The 18,321-nt window shown below is 72.5% G+C and carries 15 protein-coding genes and 2 pseudogenes; 3 read left to right on the top strand and 14 right to left on the bottom strand.

The window, feature by feature from the left end:
* From ACPC54_RS11015 to ACPC54_RS10975, 9 genes and pseudogenes are all read right to left on the bottom strand, one after another.
* Positions 1–2,442 (bottom strand): annotated as a pseudogene (locus ACPC54_RS11015) (NADH-quinone oxidoreductase subunit G); the annotation flags it as partial.
* The gene (nuoF, locus tag ACPC54_RS11010; protein ID WP_498963565.1) at positions 2,439–3,800 is read right to left on the bottom strand and encodes an NADH-quinone oxidoreductase subunit NuoF; all 1,362 of its coding nucleotides are present in this window, start codon (positions 3,798–3,800) and stop codon (positions 2,439–2,441) included. The pseudogene ACPC54_RS11015 and the gene nuoF, both read right to left, overlap by 4 nt.
* Positions 3,800–4,675: an NADH-quinone oxidoreductase subunit NuoE gene (nuoE, locus tag ACPC54_RS11005; protein WP_498963563.1), complete on the bottom strand. Its 876-nt coding sequence runs from the start codon at positions 4,673–4,675 to the stop codon at positions 3,800–3,802. The genes nuoF and nuoE overlap by 1 nt, the downstream gene beginning before the upstream one ends.
* Positions 4,672–6,057 carry an NADH-quinone oxidoreductase subunit D gene (locus tag ACPC54_RS11000; protein WP_498963561.1) on the bottom strand — a complete coding sequence of 462 codons (1,386 nt, stop codon included), beginning with the start codon at positions 6,055–6,057 and terminating at the stop codon, positions 4,672–4,674. Before ACPC54_RS11000 ends, nuoE begins: the two co-directional genes overlap by 4 nt.
* Positions 6,057–6,770: an NADH-quinone oxidoreductase subunit C gene (locus ACPC54_RS10995; protein ID WP_498963559.1), complete on the bottom strand. Its 714-nt coding sequence runs from the start codon at positions 6,768–6,770 to the stop codon at positions 6,057–6,059. Before ACPC54_RS10995 ends, ACPC54_RS11000 begins: the two co-directional genes overlap by 1 nt.
* A complete protein-coding gene (locus tag ACPC54_RS10990) occupies positions 6,767–7,321 on the bottom strand; it encodes a NuoB/complex I 20 kDa subunit family protein (RefSeq protein WP_045703631.1) in 555 nt (184 codons plus the stop codon). The genes ACPC54_RS10995 and ACPC54_RS10990 overlap by 4 nt, the downstream gene beginning before the upstream one ends.
* Before the next feature lie 146 nt (positions 7,322–7,467).
* Positions 7,468–7,827: an NADH-quinone oxidoreductase subunit A gene (locus ACPC54_RS10985; RefSeq protein ID WP_030060100.1), complete on the bottom strand. Its 360-nt coding sequence runs from the start codon at positions 7,825–7,827 to the stop codon at positions 7,468–7,470.
* 937 nt (positions 7,828–8,764) lie between these two features.
* Positions 8,765–9,445: a response regulator gene (locus ACPC54_RS10980; protein WP_498963556.1), complete on the bottom strand. Its 681-nt coding sequence runs from the start codon at positions 9,443–9,445 to the stop codon at positions 8,765–8,767.
* A complete protein-coding gene (locus ACPC54_RS10975) occupies positions 9,442–10,560 on the bottom strand; it encodes a sensor histidine kinase (RefSeq protein ID WP_498963554.1) in 1,119 nt (372 codons plus the stop codon). Before ACPC54_RS10975 ends, ACPC54_RS10980 begins: the two co-directional genes overlap by 4 nt.
* Before the next feature lie 212 nt (positions 10,561–10,772).
* Between ACPC54_RS10975 and ACPC54_RS10970 the strand changes: the two genes are divergently transcribed.
* Complete coding sequence (locus ACPC54_RS10970) at positions 10,773–11,342, top strand: hypothetical protein (RefSeq protein WP_498963552.1); 570 nt, start codon at positions 10,773–10,775, stop codon at positions 11,340–11,342.
* A 28-nt stretch (positions 11,343–11,370) separates the two neighbouring features.
* Here ACPC54_RS10970 and ACPC54_RS10965 read toward each other — a convergent pair whose 3' ends face one another.
* Positions 11,371–12,282, bottom strand: a complete 912-nt coding sequence (locus tag ACPC54_RS10965; RefSeq protein WP_498963550.1) for a DMT family transporter — start codon at positions 12,280–12,282, stop codon at positions 11,371–11,373.
* A 604-nt stretch (positions 12,283–12,886) separates the two neighbouring features.
* On the opposite strand from ACPC54_RS10965, the gene ACPC54_RS10960 reads away from it, so the two are divergent.
* On the top strand, positions 12,887–13,594 hold the full coding sequence (locus ACPC54_RS10960; protein WP_498963548.1) for a peptidylprolyl isomerase: 708 nt from the start codon (positions 12,887–12,889) through the stop codon (positions 13,592–13,594).
* A gap of 76 nt (positions 13,595–13,670) precedes the next feature.
* Complete coding sequence (locus tag ACPC54_RS10955) at positions 13,671–14,132, top strand: MazG-like family protein (RefSeq protein ID WP_498963546.1); 462 nt, start codon at positions 13,671–13,673, stop codon at positions 14,130–14,132.
* 120 nt (positions 14,133–14,252) lie between these two features.
* Here ACPC54_RS10955 and ACPC54_RS10950 read toward each other — a convergent pair.
* The 4 genes and pseudogenes from ACPC54_RS10950 to ACPC54_RS10935 form a co-directional block, all read right to left on the bottom strand.
* Positions 14,253–15,599, bottom strand: a pseudogene (locus tag ACPC54_RS10950) (geranylgeranyl reductase family protein); the annotation flags it as partial.
* Between the two features lie 96 nt (positions 15,600–15,695).
* A complete protein-coding gene (locus ACPC54_RS10945; RefSeq protein WP_498963544.1) occupies positions 15,696–16,391 on the bottom strand; it encodes a demethylmenaquinone methyltransferase in 696 nt (231 codons plus the stop codon).
* Positions 16,392–16,576: 185 nt separating this feature from the next.
* Positions 16,577–17,164 (bottom strand): hypothetical protein, encoded by a 588-nt coding sequence (locus ACPC54_RS10940; protein ID WP_498963542.1) that lies wholly within the window; start codon positions 17,162–17,164, stop codon positions 16,577–16,579.
* A 321-nt stretch (positions 17,165–17,485) separates the two neighbouring features.
* Positions 17,486–18,196 (bottom strand): imidazolonepropionase-like domain-containing protein, encoded by a 711-nt coding sequence (locus ACPC54_RS10935; RefSeq protein ID WP_498963540.1) that lies wholly within the window; start codon positions 18,194–18,196, stop codon positions 17,486–17,488.
* Between the last annotated feature and the right edge of the window lie 125 nt (positions 18,197–18,321).

The following is an 18,321-nucleotide window of genomic DNA, read 5'->3' as shown; positions in this document are numbered from 1 at the left end:
CGCCGCCGCGATCGTCACCAGATGGCCGACCGTCGTCCCGAGCGCGCGGTACGCGCCACCCGGCGTCGAATTCAGCGGAATCCACACCGTCCGCTCCGGCAACGCCTCCGCCACCTCCCACGGCAGCGTCAACGAACCCGCCGGGCCCGTCAGCCGCACCAGACCACCCGGCACCGCGCCGACCTCCGCCGCCGTCACCGCGGACAACCGCGCCACCGCCCGGTGCCGCGTCCCCGCCAGCTGCGGATCACCCTCCTGCAGCGACCCCTCGTCCAGCAGCAGCCGCCAACCCGCCAACACCGCCTGCCCGGTGGCCGGACGCGGCAACAGACCCGGATGCGCCGCCGGATCCGCCGCCCGGTCACCCTCCCACGGGGCGAAACGGTCCAGCTCCAGCCGCGCCGCCCGCACATCCGGCAGACCCAACCGGTGACCCAGCGCATCCGCCAGCATGTCCAGCACCCGCAGATCCGACTGCAGATGACGACCCATCAACTGGTCCGGCTTCAACGCGGCCTCGAACATCCGCACCCGGCCCTCCCAGTCCAGGAACGTCCCGGCCTTCTCCGCCACCGCCGCCACCGGCAACACCACGTCCGCCCGCGCCGTCACCTCCGACGGACGCAACTCCAGCGACACCACGAACGGCACCGCCGCCAACGCCTCCGCCACCAGCGCCGGATCCGGCAGATCACCCGGATCCACCCCGCCCACCAGCAGCGCGTCCAGATCACCCCGCGCCGCCGCCGTCAGCATCTGCCCCGCGTCCCGGCCCGGCCGCGACGGCAACTCCGCCACCCCCCAGGCCGCCGCCGCCTCCGCCCGCGCCGCCGACACCGCCACCGGACGGCCGCCCGGCAGCAACGACGGCAACGCGCCCGCCTCCACCGCCCCGCGCTCACCCGCCCGGCGCGGCACCCACGCCAACGCCGCACCCGTCGCGTGCGCCAACCGCAACAGCGCCGTCAACGCACCCGGCACCGCCGCCAACCGCTCGCCCGCCAGGATCACCGCACCCGGCGCCCGCAACAGCTCCGCCGCCCGGCCCGCGTCGTCGTTCAACGGCTCGTCCGCCGCCAACGCCGCGAACCACTCCGGCTCCGTCCCCGGCGCCGCCGGCAACAGCGCACCACGCAACTTCGCCAGCCCCCGCGACGCCAACGCCGCCACCGAGAACACCCTCTGGCCGTGACCGCGAACCGCCTTGCGCAAGCGCAGGAAGACGATCGGCGACTCCTCCTCCGGCTCCAGACCCGCCAACAGCACCGCCGGCGCCTGCTCCAGCCGCTCGTACGTCGGCCCGGAGCCGTCCACGTCCACCCCGCGACCGGCCACCGCCGCCGCCAGGAAATCCGCCTCCTCACCACTGTGCGGGCGGGCCCGGAAATCCACGTCATTGGTGCCCAGCACCACCCGCGCGAACTTCCCGTACGCGTACGCGTCCTCCACCGTCACCCGGCCGCCCGCCAGCACCCCGGCCCGCGCCCCGCGCAGACCCTCCGCGGCCCGCGCCAGCGCCTCCGGCCACGACGCCGGCACCAACGCGCCGCCCTCGTCGCGCACCAGCGGCGACGTCAACCGGTCCCGCTGCTGCGCGTACCGGAACGCGAACCGGCCCTTGTCGCAGTTCCACTCCTCGTTCACCGCCGGGTCCTCACCCGCCAGCCGCCGCAACACCTTCCCCCGCCGGTGGTCCGTACGCTGCGCACACCCCGCCGAACAGTGCTCGCACACGCTCGGCGAGGACACCAGGTCGAACGGGCGCGACCGGAACCGGTACGCCGCCGACGTCAACGCCCCCACCGGGCAGATCTGGATCGTGTTCCCCGAGAAGTACGACTCGAAGTCGTCCCCCTCCCCGGTGCCGACCTGCTGCAGCGCCCCGCGCTCCACCAGGTCGATGAACGGGTCACCCGCGATCTGCTGCGAGAAACGCGTGCAGCGCGCACACAGCACGCAGCGCTCCCGGTCCAGCAGCACCTGGCTGGAGATCGGCAGCGGCTTCGCGTACGTCCGCTTCATGCCGTCGAACCGGGAATCCGCGCCGCCCGTCGACATCGCCTGGTTCTGCAACGGGCACTCGCCGCCCTTGTCGCACACCGGGCAGTCCAGCGGGTGGTTGATCAGCAGCAGCTCCATCACACCGCGCTGCGCCTTCTCCGCCACCGGCGAACTCAGCTGGGTGCGCACCACCATGCCCTCGGCGACCGGGATCGTGCACGAGGCGACCGGCTTGCGCTGGCCCTCGATCTCGACGATGCACTGCCGGCAGGCGCCGGCCGGGTCGAGCAGCGGGTGGTCGCAGAAGCGCGGGATCTGGGTGCCGATCGCCTCGGCGGCCCGGATCACCAACGTCCCCTTCGGGACCTGCACTTCGACGCCGTCGATGGTGAGCGTGACCAGTTCGACCGCGTTCGCGGCGGTCGGCTCCGTGATCGTCACGCGTGCACCTCCCTCTCGGTGGCGGACGGGTGGCCGGGGCGGGGGCCGTCGGCCCAGACGGTGGAGGCGGCCGGGTCGAACGGGCAGCGGCGCTCGGCCAGGTGCTGCTCGTACTCGGCCCGGAAGTGCTGGAGCGAGGAGACGATCGGGCTCGCCGCGCCGTCGCCCAGCGCGCAGAAGGACTTGCCGTTGATGTTGTCGGCGATGTCGAGGAGCTTCTCCAGGTCCCCCTCGACGCCCTCGCCCGCCTCGATCCGCTTCAGCAGCTGGACCAGCCAGTAGGTGCCCTCCCGGCACGGCGTGCACTTGCCGCAGGACTCGTGGGCGTAGAACTCCGTCCAGCGGGTCACCGCGCGCACCACGCAGGTGGTCTCGTCGAACACCTGCAGCGCCTTCGTGCCCAGCATCGAGCCGGCCGCGCCGACGCCCTCGTAGTCCAGCGGGACGTCCAGGTGCTCCTCGGTGAACATCGGCGTCGAGGAACCGCCCGGAGTCCAGAACTTCAGCCGGTGCCCGGCCCGGACGCCGCCGCTCAGGTCCAGCAGCTGGCGCAGCGTGATGCCCAGCGGCGCCTCGTACTGGCCCGGGTTGGTGACGTGGCCGGACAGCGAGTACAGCGTGAAGCCCGGGGACTTCTCGGTGCCCAGACCCTTGAACCACTCCTTGCCGCGGGCCAGGATCGGCGGCACCGAGGCGATCGACTCGACGTTGTTCACCACCGTCGGGCAGGCGTACAGGCCGGCGATCGCCGGGAACGGCGGGCGCAGCCTCGGCTGGCCGCGGCGCCCCTCCAGCGAGTCCAGCAGCGCCGTCTCCTCGCCGCAGATGTACGCGCCGGCACCGGCGTGCACGGTGATGTCCAGGTCGATGCCCGAGCCGAGGATGTCCCGGCCCAGCAGCCCCGCCGCGTACGCCTCGGCGACGGCCGCGTGCAGGCGGCGCAGCACCGGGACGACCTCGCCGCGCAGGTAGACGAAGGCGTGGTCGCAGCGGATCGCGTAGGAGGCGATGATCATGCCCTCGATCAGCGCGTGCGGGTTGGCGAACAGCAGCGGGATGTCCTTGCAGGTGCCCGGCTCGGACTCGTCCGCGTTCACCACCAGGTAGTGCGGCTTGCCGTCGTTCTGCGGGATGAACTGCCACTTCATCCCGGTGGGGAAGCCTGCGCCGCCGCGGCCGCGCAGGCCGGAGTCCTTGACCAGGGCGATCACGTCGTCCGGCGGCATGGCCAGGGCCGCCTTCAGGCCCTGGTAGCCCTGGTGGCGGCGGTAGGTGGCGAGCGTCCAGGGGTGGGCGTCGTCCCAGGAGGCGGACAGGACGGGGGTGAGCAGCTTCTCGGCCGGCTCGGCGGCGGTCATCACGCTTCGGTCCCTTCCTGGCCGGGCTCCTCGAGCCGACCCGCTTCGGGGCGGGCCGGGTCGGGGCGGGCCGGTTCGTGGCGGGCCGGTTGCGGGCGGTCCGCATCGGGGCGGGCCGGTTCCGGGCGGTCCGCATCGGGGCGGGCCGGTTCCGGGCGCGGGGCGACCACCTTGGTGCCGGGGGTGCCGGGCAGGGCCTCGCCGCGGGCCAGCCGCAGGCCGGCCAGCGAGGGGGCGCCGCCGGCGCCGGACTCGTCGTTGGCGCCCGGGCGCTCGTCCGGGAAGCCGGCCAGGATGCGGGCCGTCTCCTTGAAGCCGCACAGCCGCGCGCCCCGGGTGGGCCGCACCTCGCGGCCGGCCCGCAGGTCGTCCACCAGCTGCCGGGCGCTCTGCGGGGTCTGGTCGTCGAAGAACTCCCAGTTGACCATCACCACGGGGGCGTAGTCGCAGGCCGCGTTGCACTCGATGTGCTCGATCGAGACCGTGCCGTCCTCGGTGGTCTCGTTGTTGCGGATGCCCAGGTGCTGCTGGAGCTCCTCGAAGATCCGGTCGCCGCCGAGCACCGCGCACAGCGTGTTGGTGCACACCCCGACGTGGTACGTCCCGGCCGGGCGCCGCCGGTACATGGTGTAGAAGGTGGCGACGGCGGTCACCTCCGCCGTGGTGAGGTCCAGTTGCTCGGCGCAGAACCGGATCCCGGTCGCGCTGACGAAGCCCTCCTCGGCCTGCACCAGGTGCAGCAGCGGCAGCAGCGCCGAACGGGCCTGCGGGTAGCGGCCGATCAGCTCGGCGGCGTCGGCGGCCAGCCTGGCGTGCACCTCCTCCGGGTACGGCGGGGCCGGCAGCGCCGGCAGTCCGAGTTCGACGTTGGTCACCGGTCCACGCCTCCCATCACCGGGTCGATCCCGGCCACCGCGACGATCACGTCGGCCACCTGGCCGCCCTCGCACATCGCCGCCATCGACTGCAGATTGGTGAACGACGGGTCCCGGAAGTGGACCCGGTACGGGCGCGTCCCGCCGTCGCTGACCACGTGCACGCCCAGCTCGCCCTTGGGCGACTCGACCGCCGCGTACGCCTGGCCCACCGGGACCCGGAAGCCCTCGGTGACCAGCTTGAAGTGGTGGATCAGGGCCTCCATCGAGGTACCCATGATCGTGCGGATGTGGTCGAGCGAGTTGCCCATGCCGTCCGGGCCGACAGCGAGTTGGGCCGGCCAGGCGATCTTCTTGTCGGCCACCATCACCGGGCCGGGCCGCAGCCGGTCCAGGCACTGCTCGACGATCCGCAGCGACTCCCGCATCTCCTTCAGCCGGATCAGGAACCGGCCGTAGGAATCGGCGGTGTCCGTGGTCATGACCTCGAAGTCGTAGTCCTCGTAGCCGCAGTAGGGGTCGGTCTTGCGCAGGTCGTGCGGCAGGCCGGTGGCGCGCAGGATCGGGCCGGTGGCGCCGAGCGCCAGGCAGCCGGCGAGGTCGAGGTGGCCGACGTCGCACAGGCGGGCCTTGAACACCGGGTTCCCGGCGGCCAGCTTGTCGTACTCGTGCAGCCGGGAGCGCAGCAGCTTCACCGCCTCGCGGATCTGGTCGACGGCGCCGGGCGGCAGGTCCTGGGCGAGGCCGCCGGGGCGGATGTACGCGTGGTTCATCCGCAGGCCGGTGACCAGCTCGAAGACGTCCAGGATCAGCTCGCGGTCCCGGAACCCGAAGATCGCCAGGGTGGTGGAGCCGATCTCCATCCCGCCGGTGGCCAGGAACACCAGGTGGGAGGTGATCCGGTTGAGCTCCATCATCATCACGCGGATGACGCTCGCCCGCGCCGGGACGTCGTCCGTGATGCCGAGCAGCTTCTCGACCGCCAGGCAGTAGGCGGTCTCGTTGAACATCGGGATCACGTAGTCCATGCGGGTCACGAAGGTGGTGCCCTGGACCCAGTTGCGGAACTCCATGCTCTTCTCGATGCCGGTGTGGAGGTAGCCGATGCCGCAGCGGGCCTCCTTCACCGTCTCGCCGTCGATCTCCAGGATCAGCCGCAGCACGCCGTGGGTGGACGGGTGCTGGGGGCCCATGTTGACGACGATGCGCTCGTCGTCGGCCCGGCCGACCGCCTCGACCACCTCGCCCCAGTCGCCGCCGGTGACGGTGAAGACCCGGCCCTCGGTGGTCTCGCGGGACTGCGCCTGCTCGGTCTCCCGGGCGCCCTCGCCGGCTTCCCCGCCGGCTTCCGCGCCGGCCTTCTCGTAGTGCTGAGTGCTCATCAGCTGTACGACCTCCGCTGATCGGGTGCCGGGATCTGGGCGCCCTTGTACTCGACGGGGATGCCGCCGAGCGGGTAGTCCTTGCGCTGCGGATGGCCCAGCCAGTCGTCCGGCATCATGATCCGGGTGAGCGCCGGGTGGCCGTCGAAGACCAGGCCGAAGAAGTCGTAGGCCTCGCGCTCGTGCCAGTCGTTGGTCGGGTAGACGCTCACCACCGACGGGACGTGCGGGTCGGCGTCCGGCGCGGTCACCTCCAGCCGGATCAGCCGGCCGTGGGTGATCGAGCGCAGGTGGTAGACCGCGTGCAGCTCGCGGCCCCGGTCGCCCGGGTAGTGCACGCCGCTGACGCCCAGGCACAGTTCGAAGCGCAGCGCCGGGTCGTCGCGCAGGATGCGGACGGTCTTGAGGAGGTGGGCGCGGTCGATGTGGAAGGTCAGCTCGCCGCGGTCGACGACGGTCCGCTCGATCACCTCGGCCGGGTTCAGGCCCTGCTCCTCCAGGGCGCCCTCCAGCTCGTCGGCGAGCTCGTCGAACCAACCGCCGTACGGGCGTTCGCTCGGACCGGGCAGCACGATCGGGGCGGCCAGACCGCCGAAGCCGGAGGTGTCGCCACTGCCCGTCGCACCGAACATGCCCTGGCGGCGGCCGACCACCTCGACCGGGATCTCGCGGACCGGGTGCTCGCGGCGGGTCTCGGGTACCTGCTCGTTCATCGCAGCTGCCCCCGCATCTCGCTGATCGGGGTGGCCTGCAGCGCGAGGGCCTCACCGAGCTCCTCGGCACGGCGGCGGTTCACGCCCAGCGGCTCGTGCTGGATCTTGTCGTGCAGCTTCAGGATGGCGTCCATCAGCATCTCCGGGCGGGGCGGGCAGCCGGGCAGGTAGATGTCCACCGGGACGATGTGGTCGACGCCCTGCACGATCGCGTAGTTGTTGAACATCCCGCCGGAGGAGGCGCAGACGCCCATCGAGATGACCCACTTGGGGTTGGGCATCTGGTCGTACACCTGGCGCAGCACCGGGGCCATCTTCTGACTCACCCGGCCCGCCACGATCATCAGATCGGCCTGTCGGGGGGAGGCCCGGAAGACCTCCATCCCGAACCGGGCCAGGTCGTAGCGCCCGGCGCCGGTGGTCATCATCTCGATCGCGCAGCAGGCCAGACCGAAGGTGGCCGGGAAGACGGACGCCTTACGCACCCAGCCGGCGACCGACTCCACGGTCGTGAGCAGAAAGCCGCTCGGCAGCTTCTCCTCGATTCCCATCAGATCCCTCTCAGTGCCCTCAAGTCCTCTGGTTCACCGGCCCCGGTACCTCGGGCGCGGATTCTCGGGCCCGGTTCACCGGCCCTGGTACGTCGGCCCGTTCGGGCTTGTCCGCTCGTTCACAAGGGCTGCGGCCGGCCCCGCGCTCAGTCCCACTCCAGGCCGCCGCGGCGCCACACGTAGGCGTAGGCGACGAAGACGGTGGCGATGAACAGGAGCATCTCGACCAACCCGAAGATCCCCAGGGCGTCGAAGGTCACCGCCCAGGGGTAGAGGAAGACGATCTCGATGTCGAAGACGATGAAGAGCATCGCCGTCAGGTAGTACTTGATCGGGAACCGACCGCCGCCCACGGGCTGCGGGGTCGGCTCGATGCCGCACTCGTACGCCTCCAACTTGGCCCGGTTGTAACGCTTGGGGCCGGTGAGAGAAGCCATCACGACGGAGCCGACCGCGAACGCCGCCGCGATGGCACCGAGTACGAGGATCGGCGCGTAGGCATTCATAGCCCCCGCTCCCTCCGTCCAGTCGTCCTTGACTGCAGATCGGAACCGGCGGGTCACGCTGAGGTGAACCCGCGCTCCAGTTCCCGGGATCCGCCTCATGTGAGGCAGTTCACAAGGTCTGGAGTGAGCGCATCCTATGCCTGTTGGCTTGTGATCTGCGACACGCAGTTCACCGCCTTCTCTGTGATCTATGACACGCCCATGAGGGGATTGGAGGTGGACATGCCCAGAAGTGTCAACACAGAGGAGCTAAATGATCACATGCGGTCGCAATTTCCTTGGAAGCGGCCGGTCGGGGGCGCGCTCCTATATCAACTATGCTCCGCTGTAGGCAAATTTCTGGGAGCCATGTTGACGTGATAAGGCGGCTCACTCTGAGGGGTGGTGGGGGTGGGAACGTGCGCTTGACCCTTCGTTCACAAGCGCGCGAGCGCGCGCAGGGGTTTCCTTTCCCCTCCCCCTCCCCCGCCCGCCGCCCGCCGCCCGCCGCCCGCCGCCCGCCGCCCGCCGCCCGCGCGAGCCTTGCCCAGGCTGGGCCGGCCGGCCCCAGCACAGGGGGCATCGCGCGACCACCCACCACCCGCCGCCGCCCACCCACCACCCACGCGCCTGTCTACCCGCGCGCTCGCGCCTGCGCTCCCGCGCAGTTCCCGTGCACCTCCGGTGCATCCACCCCTCCGCGCCTCGGCGCTTCTGCGCTCGCGCGGACCCGCACGCCCTCGTGCCCGCCCACCCACGGCCCTTCGGCGGGGGACTACCTTCGCCCCCGGCCCGGCCTTCTTCTGGGCAGACCACCCTTTCTCGCGCGGCCCTCAGTTCCCGGCCCGATCCCCGGGCCCGCCATCACCCTTGGTCCCGCCTCCCTTACCCTTCCGCGCGTCGCCCTCCTGCGGGCCCTGTCTCCAATCCGCCCTCGCCCCTTTGGGCCAGGGGCCGGTCACCGGTTACCGGCCGCCTGCTCCCACACCCAGGCTGCGATGCCCACCCGGTTACGGGCACCGAGCTTGCGCTGGACGTTGGCGAGGTGGTTCTTCACCGTCCCTGGTGAGATGAACAGCCCGGCGCCGATCTCGGCGTTCGTCGCGCCATCGGCCACCAGCTCAGCAATCTCCCTTTCCCTCGTGGTCAGTTCCTCCACCGGGCCGGCTATCAACGGCCCGGCATCGGGCGTGGGCCGGACATCGGGCTCGGTGATCGCCATGTGCCGCAGCAGCCGCACCGTGACCTGGGGGCTGATCAACGCGTCCCCGGCCATCGCCGCCCGGACCGCCTCGATCAGCAGCACCGGGCCGGAGCGCTTCAGCAGGAAGCCCGCCGCACCGTGCCGCAGGGCCGTGTGCACGTACTCGTCCAGGTCGAAGGTCGTCACCACGACGACCTTGCACTGGCCCTCCAACTGCCGAGTCACCTCCAGGCCGTCGAGCTTCGGCATCCGGATGTCCGCGATGACCACGTCCGGCTTCAGCCGCCTCGCTTCCTGCATCGCGAGCGCACCGTCCGGCACCTCTGCCACCACCGTCATGTCCGGCTGAGCATCCAGGACCATGCGGAACGCGCTGCGGACATCCGCCTGGTCGTCGGCGATCAGGATGCGGATCGGCCCTGCCTTGCTGCTCATACGTGCGTCTCCCCTCTCACGGCCTGGCCCTGCTTCTGCGCCGGCCGGTCCCGCCCACGGTGGGCTCCCTCCACGGGCAGCGATGCTGCCACCCGCCAGGAGTCCTGGTCGTGCGGACCGGCATCGAGTGATCCGCCGAGGGCTTCCACCCGGGCGGTCAGCCCCGGCAGCCCACTCCCGCCGCCTCGACGCGGCCGGGCCGAAGCCTGGCCACCACCGTCGTTGGTCACGGTCAGCTCCAGCCATCCGCCGCTACAGCGGGCCTGGATCTCGACCGTGCGTGCGGTCGTAGCGTGCCGCCTGACGTTGGTCAGAGCCTCGACGACGATCCGGTGGACCGTGCCCTCCATCTCGCGCGGGATCGGCTGGTCCGGCAGCTCCAGCCGGACTTCGGGGCCACCCGCTGCGGTGAACTGCTCGGCCACCCCGACGAGCTCGGCCAAGCCGGGCTGCGGGTCACGGCCGCCGCCGTCCTCGGAGCGCAGCAACTGCACCGTCCGGTCCAGCGAGGCCAGGGCCCGCTGGCCGGCCTGCTCTATCCGCTCGAACATCTCCACCGCCCGAGCCGGATCGATCGCGGCCAGGTAGGCCCCGGCCTGCGCCTGCGCGACCATGCCGCTCACGTCGTGCGCCACGAAGTCGTGCAGGTCATGGGCGAGTTCGAGGCGCTGGGCCCGCTTGGCATCGGCCACCGCACGGTTGCGGGCCTCGTCCACACCGCGCAGGTAGAGGCCGACCAGGACGGCGGGGAGGGAGAGCATCGACCCGAACCCGAAGAGGGTGAGGGTGTCGCCGGGCCCGGCGATCGCCTCGAAGCGGGACAGCCAGAGCGTGACCGCTCCACAGGCCGTCCAGGCTGCCGCCGCGCAGCGCGGGCCGTCCTCGGTGCGCAGGCTGAGGACCACCGCGAGGAGCAGGGCGGCCAGTTCGGCCAGGCCGAGCAGGCCGGCCAAGCGGTCCGCCTCGACCCAGCGGCCGAGGAGCCAGACACCGATGGTGACGGCCACCGACACCGCCCCGAGCGCGGTGGTCACGGCCGCCACCCCGTACCGCCGCCGCGCCACCCAGGCCGGCAGCAGCAGGACCAGGACGACCCCGGACAGGATCTGAGTCATCGTCACCGCCTCCCTTCGACGTGTTCACCGCTTCGACTGCCGTCACATTACGACGCGGCCCAGGCGGTACGCCTGTGCCGATCGGCATATTTCATCGGCTCGTTGAGCTGGAGGAACAGCCCGATCGGCACTGCCGAGAACCCCTGGAGTGCGGTCAGTCTTGGGCCATCGCAACCGGCGAAGGGCGCCGGTTCGGGGAGGGGTTCACCGCCATGTCGAAGATCATGATCAAGTCCCGCATCGCCGACCGGCCGGCCTCGGCCGTCACCGCTGTGCCGCCCGCACCGCGCTGGGCGGACCTGGCCGCCAGGGCCACCCTGTGGACCACCGTGCCCTCCGGGGTGTGGCGGATCGCGTTCGGCTTCGGCGTTCCGGTCGGGTTCACCGGAGCCACCCGCGCGGCGTTCGACGAGCACCAGCCCGGCTGGGGCACCGTCTACGTGATCGTGCTCAGCGCCGTGGCCGAGTCGCTCGCCTTCCTGACCGTCGGCCTGGTCCGGCCCTGGGGCCAGGTGGCGCCGCGGTGGATACCGCTGATCGGCGGCCGGAGGGTCCGCCCGCTCGCCGCGATCGTCCCGGCCGCCCTGGGCTCGGTGGTGCTCACCTGGCTGGGCATGTCCGCCCTGTTCGGCGGCTGGGCGCAGGACATGGCGGAGCCGGACTCCCCCCGGGGCTTCGCCGCCGCGGTGATGACCCTCGCCTACCTGCCGCTGGTCGCGTGGGGGCCGCTGCTCGGGGCTGTCACCGTCGACTTCGCGCGCCGCACCCTTCGACGGCGGTGACGAGGGCCGGAGGGGTGAGGGCGGCGGGTCAGGCCGGGACGGACTCCGGCACCGGCTCGGCGGCCTCCTCGCGATCGGGGGCCGGGGCGGTGCGGCGGCCCCACTCCGTCGCCACCAGGACCAGGGCTCCACCGAGCAGTGCGAGCGGGCCCATCCGGTTCCCGGCGATGGTGATGCCGAAGACGGCGGCCCACAGCGGTTCGGTACCGAGCAGCAGGCTCACCCGGGACGGCGAGCTCTCCCGGACGGCCCACGTCTGAACGAAGAAGGCGAAGAGCGTGCAGAACAAGGACAGGTGCATCAACCAGGCCCACTGGCCGGCCCCGTACGAGCGGGCGACCGCCCAGGGCGAGGGCCCCACCGACAGGGCGACGACGGCGAAGACGGAGGTGGCGACAGCGAGTTGGACCCAGGTGATGGCGAGCGTGTCGGTGTCGCGGACGGCTCGGGTGCGCGCGGTGGCGAGGACGTACGCCGAGCGGACCAGGGCGGCGCCCAGAACGAGGAGGTCGCCGAGCGTGGGAGGGCGCAGCCCGCCGTCTGCGGTGAGCAGGGCGACGCCGGCGACGGCGAGCCCGGCTGCCGCGAGGAAGGCTCGCGGTGGTGCGGTTCGGGCGAGGGCGCTCTCGCCGAGCGGGGTGAGGACCATCGCGAGGCTGATGATGAGCCCCGCGTTGGTGGCGGAGGTGTGCACGGCGCCGTAGGTCTCCAGCAGGAAAATCCCGCTGAGTACCAGCCCGAGGGTGGCGCCGCCGAGCCACTCGGCGCGGCTCAACCTTCGCAGCGAGCGCCCCACGACCGCTCCGAGCAGGGGAAGCACCAGTCCGAACCGCAGCACGAGCATGGCCACGGCCGTCCTCGGCTCTGCCACCCGTTGGACAGCGAGGAAGCTCGACCCCCACACCACCGCGACGAGCAGGACCGGCAGGTCGCGAAGCATCGATGAGGACGAGAACACGGACAGGGAGGCACGCATGAGGAAGAACCCTCCGAGCGGACGGAACCGGCGGGCGCGAGTACCGTACGGCGTCGGACGGACCCAGGTGCTGGGCGGGAGGCCCGGCAGTGATCAGGGCGGAACGTGGGGCAGGGGTGCGCCATCCTCGCGCATCGGCCCGCCCGCGGGCAATGCCCGGCTCGGCTCGCTGAGGGTCAGGCAGCGAGCCGACCGTTCGCCGCGGCGGTCTCCCCGCTCTCGGCCGGGATGCCGGACTTAGCGGCGGGGCACGGGGCGGCGGCCGGGCCGAACGGTCGTCGCCCGAGGAGAGTTGCTCTGAGGGGTGGATGGCTGCCGAGGCGGTGAGTGCCGCCGCCGCACGCCTCCACCCCGGGCCGAGCCGGGGTCGGGGCCGGGGCCGGGGCCGACACTGCCCCAGCCCGACCGGACTCGGGCCCTGCCTCGAACCTGTCGACCGAAGCCTCACTTGGCAGCCAAAGCCGAGGAATCAGAAGACAACTGACGAATCATCGACACCAGGCGACCGAAGGGAGAACAGCCGCCCCGCCCTCTACCGATCGCGCATCCGGCCGTGGATGATGCCTCCATGACAACCCAGCCGTCCACCACCCCACGGAAGGCCCGTCACGTGAACCGCAAGCACTGGGCGCTGGTCGCCGCCGCCACCGTCCTCCCGCTCACCGCGAGCACCGGCACCGCCGTCGCGGACGCACCCCGGACTGCGGCCGCTCCTGCCGCCTGCACCTACACGCCGGCCGTGCCGGCCGACAACTTCAAGGGCATCCCCGTCTTCGATCCCGAGGAGGCCGCGGAGCCGTACCGTGCGACGCTGCGGACCAGCCAGGGCCGGATCACCTTCGAGGCGCTGACCGACAAGGCGCCCTGCACCACGTTCTCCTTCCGGTTCCTCGCCGAGAACGACTACTTCGACGGCAGCCACTGCCATCGCCTCACCACCCAGCGGCTCTACGTCCTGCAGTGCGGGGACCCGACCGGGACGGGCAGCGGCGGCCCCGGCTACTCGTTCCCGGACGAGAACCTGAGCGGCGCGACCTACCCGGCCGGAACGGTCGCCATGGCCAACGCCGGCCCGAACACCAACGGCAGCCAGTTCTTCTTCGTCTGGAAGGACACCAAGCTCTCCCCCGCCTACACCCCGTTCGGCCGGGTGACGGAGGGGCTGGACGTCCTGCAGAAGATCGCCGCAGGCGGCGAGGACGACCAGAACAACCCCGGCGACGGCTTCCCCAACCTCCCCGTGAACATCCGCCACGTGAAGATCAGCACCCACTGACCGAAAAGGAGAGGGAAGGAAAGGAAGGACCATCGCCCACCCGCTGGGCCCGATCGACCGTCGCCGCTCCCGTACGGTGGCAGCACGCACCGACCACACCGCACGGGAGCAGCGCCGCATGGACAGCCGGATCTGGGAGAGCGTCGACCACCTGGTCGCATGGCTCGACGAGGAGAGCACGCAGTCGCCGCAGGAGGAGCGCCTGCTGCGGCTCCTCAAGCTCTCCGAGGAGGTCGGCGAGGTCGGCGCGGCCGTGATCGGAGCCACCGGTCAGAACCCGCGCAAGGGCGTCACCCACACCTGGGAGGACGTCCAGCACGAGCTGTGCGACGTCGTCTTCGCCGCGCTCGTCGCGCTCAGGACGCTCACCCCGGACGCGTCCCGGGTGTTCGCCGAGCGCCTCGCCTACGTCGAGCAGCGCTCCGCCGCCTCCCGCGACGCCGACGCCACCGGCGACAGCACCACCGGCGACAGCACCACCGGCAGCGGCGTCACCGACGACGGCGAGGCCCGGAACACCGCCGCCCGCACACCCTGACGGCCGACCGGTCCCCGGCGGCTCCTGCGGGCCAGGCCCCCGGAGACATCCCCGGAGGCCCACCGGTCACCCCACCGCCCGCCCACCAAGCACCCGGCACCCGGCACCCGGCACGATGCCTCAGGAGTTCGGCGCGACCTTCGCGAGGCCGTTGATGACGCGGTCCATCACGTCGCCGCCCTGCGGGTCGCGGAGGTTGGCGAGCAGCTTGAGCGTGAAGCGCATCAGCAGCGGGTTGGTGAGGCCGCGCTGGGCGGCGAGCTGCATGACCTTCGGGTTGCCGATGAGCTTCACGAAGGCGCGGCCGAGCGTGTAGTAGCCGCCGTAGGTGTCCTTGAGGACGCGCGGGTAGGCGTGGAGGGCGCGCTCGCGCCCGGTGGCGGTCACCCGGGCGAGTGCCTGCACGATGACTCCGGCGACGAGCTGTCCGGATTCCATCGCGTAGGCGATGCCTTCGCCGTTGAACGGGTTGACCATGCCGCCGGCGTCGCCGACAAGCAGCAGCCCGCGGGTGTAGTGCGGCTGCCGGTTGAAGGCCATCGGCAGGGCCGCGCCGCGGATCGGCTCGGTCATGTTCTCGGGGGTGTAGCCCCATTCCTCGGGCATGCCGGCGCACCAGGTCTTCAGCACCTCGCGCCAGTCGAGTTCGCCGAAGGCGGGCGAGGAGTTGAGGATGCCGAGGCCGACGTTGGAGGTGCCGTCGCCCATCCCGAAGACCCACCCGTACCCGGGCAGCAGCTTGCGCTGGCCGCCGCGGGTGTCCCAGAGCTCCAGCCAGGACTCCAGGTAGTCGTCGTCGTGCCGGGGCGAGGTGAAGTACGTCCGGTAGGCGACGCCCATGGGGCGGTCCTCGCGGCGGTGCAGGCCCATGGCGAGCGAGAGCCGGGTGGAGTTGCCGTCCGCGGCGACGACGAGCGGGGCGCGGAAGGTGACCGGGCGCTTCTCGTCGCCGAGCTTGGCGGTGACGCCGACGATCCGCCCGGTGCGGTCGTCGAGGACGGGCCCGCTGACGTTGCACCGCTCGTAGAGCCGGGCGCCGGCCTTCTCGGCCTGGCGGGCGAGCAGTTCGTCGAAGTCGGCGCGCTTGCGGACCAGACCGTAGTCGGGGAAGGAGGACAGCTCGGGCCAGTCGAGTTCCAGCCGGACGCCGCCGCCGATGATGCGCAGGCCGCGGTTGTGCAGCCAGCCGTTCTCGGTGGAGACGTCGATGCCCATGTCGACCAGCTGCTTGGTGGCGCGCGGGGTCAGGCCGTCGCCGCAGACCTTCTCGCGCGGGAAGGCGGTCTTCTCCAGCAGCAGCACGTCCAGCCCGGCCTGGGCCAGGTAGTAGGCGGTGGTGGAGCCGGCCGGACCCGCGCCCACCACGATGACGTCGGCGGTGCTCTCGACCGTGCTCTCCGGCTTCGTCAGATCGGCTGCGGTCTCGGACACGTGGACACACTCCTGGTGCTGTGACGGGGCGGGGGGAGGGGGACGGCGGCTTTCGTCCCCGGCAGTCTAGTTCCGCTCACGCCGCCGGAAACGCCCCCGCCCCACCCGCACGGGCGCCTTTCAGCACAGCCGCTACGCGGGCTTGTACCCCCGGTGCAGCGCGACGATGCCACCGGTCAGGTTCCGCCAGGCGACCTTGGACCAGCCGCTCTCCTGCATCCGGCCGGCCAGCGCGGGCTGGTCGGGCCAGGCCCGGATGGACTCGGCGAGGTAGACGTACGCGTCGGGGTTGCTGCTGACGGCGGTGGCCACCGGCGGCAGGGCGCGCATCAGGTACTCGGTGTAGACCGTGCGGAACGGCGTCCAGGTCGGGGTGGAGAACTCGCAGATCACCAGCTTGCCGCCGGGCTTGGTGACCCGGTGCATCTCGCGCAGCGCCGCGTCGGTGTCGTGGACGTTGCGCAGGGCGAAGGAGATCGTCACCGAGTCGAAGGTGTCGTCCGCGAAGGGCAGCCGGGTGGCGTCGCCGGCGGTGAGCGCCAGCTCGGGGTGGCGGCGCTTGCCCTCGACGAGCATGCCGACCGAGAAGTCGCACGGGACGACCTGCGCCCCGGCCTCGACGAAGGGCAGCGAGGAGGTGCCGGTGCCGGCCCCGAGGTCGAGCACGAGGTCCCCCGGTCCGGCGGCGACCGCCTCGGCCACGGCGCGGCGCCAGAAGCGGGCCTGGCCGAGGGAGAGCACGTCGTTGGTGCGGTCGTACTTCGCCGCGACGTCGTCGAACATGGCGGCGACTTCGTGCGGCTTCTTGTCCAGGGAGGCTCGGGTCACGCCCCCCATTGTTCACCCTGGCGTTCGCGCACCGACCACGCACCCCGGCCACGGCGCCGCCGGCCGACCGGTCCGGCCTGCCCTGCCCGCCCTGCCTGCCCGACCGGCCCCCGCCGCTCGGCGCCCCCGGACCCCGCCGGTCACCTCGACCGGCCGACGCCGGTCACCGCAGCCCGGCCCCGCCGTCAGCGCGGTCCGCGGCGCCCGCCCGCGCGCCGCCGGCGGCGGGAGCGCTTGCCCTGGGTTATCGCCGGCATCCCCTCGGCCAGCGCCCCGGTCGCCAGCGCGATGTTGGTGGCCAGTCGTCCCTGCCGGGTGCGGATGGCGAGGGCCCGCCGGTGCCGCCGGATGCGCAGCACGCAGATCACGAACAGCACGACGGCGACCGGCACGCTGTAACGGGCCAGTCCGACGCCGACCGGCTGCGGGTAGGTGTCGCCGCAGATCCGCACCGCGCCCGGGTCGTCGGCGGCGTGCTCCAGGCAGATGGTGTCGCCGAGCCTGGTGCCGTCCGCGAGCGGCAGCGCGGCGGCGGTGTGCGGCTGTCCGGCGGCCCGGTAGCTGACGGCACTGTAGCTGCCGCCGCCGGTCGGGAGCTGGGTGACGACGCCTTCGACTCTCACCGGGTGGGCCTCGATGCGGTCGGCCTGGTCGGCCTGGCGCCAGCCGAGCAGGCACATGCCGACGGCCATCACGGCGCTGAGCACCGCGGCGAGGTACCAACCACGGCCCATCCGCGGGGAGCGCGGCGGGGGAACGATCGCGGTTCGCATGGTTCCTGTCCTGGCTTGCCTTCGGGGCCGGGGACGTGGCCCCGCCGCCCGCGGGCACGGACGGTGGTGTGGTGAGGGTACGGAGTGAGCGCTGTCCGGGATCGTATCCGCTGGCGGGCCTTCAGGTCACGGCGAAGGGGGAATCACCCCCTGGCGTGGACACAGGAGTTCGGGTGTGCACGAAGGAAGTCCCGTACGCCACACGGGAATCCGACTACTGACGAGTACGTCACACCGTGGCCGAAAACCCCTGCCGGACGGCCCGCGCCAGACGGCACGCACCCGACCGCCCGCACCGAACAGCCCCACCACGGCCGGGCCTCACCAGCGCCGGTACACCAGCCGCCCGCCCAGCACGGTGGCCAGGCACCCGCCCGCCGCCGGCACGGGAGGCCCCTCCCCCGCCGCGTCGCCCGCACCCGGCGGGAGCACCGGGAACACCGCGAAGTCCGCCCGCCCGCCGACCGACACCCGCCCGTGGACGGCCTCCGCGAGCGGCAGCACCGCCAACGGGTCCAACGCTCGCGCCGAACCCGCCACCCCGGCCACCCCCGGCAGCACCGCCAGCCCCGACCGCGTCACCGCCGTCCGCACCGCGGCCCGCTCGAACGGCCCGGCCACCGCCGTCACCCCGAACCCGAGCATCCGCTGCAGCCCGCGCCGCGCACTCGCCCCGTACCGCGCCTCGTCGGCGCAGCCCGCCAGCCCGTCCGTGACCGGTTCGACCCCCGCGTCCTCCCGCGGGTCGGGGTGGTAGTCGCGTTCGAGCAGCCGGTGCCCGGACGGGTTGCGCAGCCCGGGCGCGAGCAGCGAGCCCGGGCCCCAGTCGCGCACCCGCGCGTCGGGGTGGGCCTTCGCCAGTTCCGGGTACGGCCCGATCGCCTCCACCCGCTCGCCGCGCACCAGTACCGCCCCGTCCGGGAGGGCCGGAGCGGCGGGGTCGGCCGGAGCGGCGGGGTCGGCCGGGTCGGCGGGGTCAGCCGGGGCGGCGGGGTCGGGCAGCACGAACGCCGCCCGGTGCAGGGTCAGCACATCAGCTCCGAGGTCAACACGCCACCTTCGAGGTCGACTCGCCGGCGCCGGGCCGAGCAGGACAGCGCCGGGCCCGGCAGGACAGCGCCGGGCCGGCAGGACGCCCCCGGGCCGGCACACCGGCT

Source organism: Kitasatospora sp. NPDC094028, assembly GCF_049543595.1.
Taxonomy (GTDB): domain Bacteria; phylum Actinomycetota; class Actinomycetes; order Streptomycetales; family Streptomycetaceae; genus Kitasatospora.
Note: the sequence above shows the minus strand (reverse complement) of the source record. Positions and strands in the feature narration are given on the sequence as shown.

Excerpts from the sequence above, each read along its gene's own strand:
- nuoF (WP_498963565.1), bottom strand. The coding sequence starts at position 3,800 with ATGACCGCCGCCGAGCCGGCCGAGAAGCTGCTCACCCCCGTCCTGTCC.
- ACPC54_RS11000 (WP_498963561.1), bottom strand. The coding sequence starts at position 6,057 with ATGAGCACTCAGCACTACGAGAAGGCCGGCGCGGAAGCCGGCGGGGAA.
- ACPC54_RS10995 (WP_498963559.1), bottom strand. The coding sequence starts at position 6,770 with ATGAACGAGCAGGTACCCGAGACCCGCCGCGAGCACCCGGTCCGCGAG.
- ACPC54_RS10990 (WP_045703631.1), bottom strand. The coding sequence starts at position 7,321 with ATGGGAATCGAGGAGAAGCTGCCGAGCGGCTTTCTGCTCACGACCGTG.
- ACPC54_RS10985 (WP_030060100.1), bottom strand. The coding sequence starts at position 7,827 with ATGAATGCCTACGCGCCGATCCTCGTACTCGGTGCCATCGCGGCGGCG.
- ACPC54_RS10980 (WP_498963556.1), bottom strand. The coding sequence starts at position 9,445 with ATGAGCAGCAAGGCAGGGCCGATCCGCATCCTGATCGCCGACGACCAG.
- ACPC54_RS10975 (WP_498963554.1), bottom strand. The coding sequence starts at position 10,560 with ATGACTCAGATCCTGTCCGGGGTCGTCCTGGTCCTGCTGCTGCCGGCC.
- ACPC54_RS10970 (WP_498963552.1), top strand. The coding sequence starts at position 10,773 with ATGTCGAAGATCATGATCAAGTCCCGCATCGCCGACCGGCCGGCCTCG.
- ACPC54_RS10965 (WP_498963550.1), bottom strand. The coding sequence starts at position 12,282 with ATGCTTCGCGACCTGCCGGTCCTGCTCGTCGCGGTGGTGTGGGGGTCG.
- ACPC54_RS10960 (WP_498963548.1), top strand. The coding sequence starts at position 12,887 with ATGACAACCCAGCCGTCCACCACCCCACGGAAGGCCCGTCACGTGAAC.
- ACPC54_RS10940 (WP_498963542.1), bottom strand. The coding sequence starts at position 17,164 with ATGCGAACCGCGATCGTTCCCCCGCCGCGCTCCCCGCGGATGGGCCGT.